Source organism: Butyricicoccus sp. (assembly GCF_050872565.1).
GTDB lineage: Bacteria > Bacillota > Clostridia > Oscillospirales > Butyricicoccaceae > Butyricicoccus_A.
Window position 1 is genome coordinate 1 of sequence record NZ_JBNMHC010000526.1, and the last position, 1,060, is coordinate 1,060.

The following is a 1,060-nucleotide window of genomic DNA, read 5'->3' on the forward strand; positions in this document are numbered from 1 at the left end:
CACAGATATTGCGATGATCGCCGCTGGCAGCAAACATGCGCTGGCGATTGACACCAATGGTTCGCTGTATGTCTGGGGCAGAAATAAAAACGGTGCACTGGGTATTGCGGATTCCGCCTGTGATAAGAAGGACGAGGAAGGTTATGCCTGTATGTCTGCGCCGTATAAGCTGATGGACAATGTCGCGTACATTGACGCGGGCGAGGACTATTCGATGGCGATTACCACGGATGGTATGCTGTATGCATGGGGCTATGATGAAGACGGTCAGCTGGGACTTGCCAAGACCGACAGCACCAACAGCAAGGGCGAGGCATATCAGTCCAAACCGGCAAAGGTCATGGACAGCGTCAAGATGGTATCGTGCGGTGCCAAGTACATGGCGTTTGCGCTGAAGGAAAACGGAGATTTGTACGGCTGGGGAACTAACAGCGTCGGCTCGCTGGGAACCAAGACCGTTGATGATACCGCGCGTCAAGTGCAGACCACGCCGAAAAAACTCATGAGTGATGTCGCTTATGTCGATGCCGGATCGGCACATACCGCGGTACTCACGACAAACGGAGATCTGTATACCTTTGGTGTCAATAACTATCATCAGATTGGCATCAAGTTTGGTGACGGCACGTATGCGATTGGCGAAGAGACGATTTATTATCAGCTCAAGCCGCGCAAGCTCGCAGAAAATGTAGAGGCTGTCGCGGCAGGTGGATTCAATACGCTGTATCGTTCTAAAGATGGCGTGCTGCGCTCCGTGGGATGCAATCTGTACAAACAGCTCGGCATTGGCTCAGACGAGACAGATGTCAAGACACCGACAGCTGTGTATTTGAAAAATTAAGGATAGAAAGCTGAAAGCGCCCGCTCCGGAATGCCGGAACGGGCGCTGTTTTTGTGCTTGTTCTCACATCACGCGATTTCTCTCGTAGAGATAGAAACCGATGCTTTGCAGTGCCAGACAGATGGCAGCTAAGACGAACAGGAAGAAAAAGCTATGGGTGGAGCCTAATGCGGTGCTTGCGGTGTAATCCAGCGTGGTATTGCGCGTCTGCGCGAAGGC

Annotated in this window: 1 protein-coding gene; it reads left to right on the plus strand. The window is 52.2% G+C overall.

The window, feature by feature from the left end; genetic code table 11:
• Positions 1-841 (plus strand): RCC1 domain-containing protein (locus ACR0P9_RS13105; protein WP_432620848.1); only part of this gene is annotated, 841 nt, incomplete at its 5' end.
• Between the last annotated feature and the right edge of the window lie 219 nt (positions 842-1,060).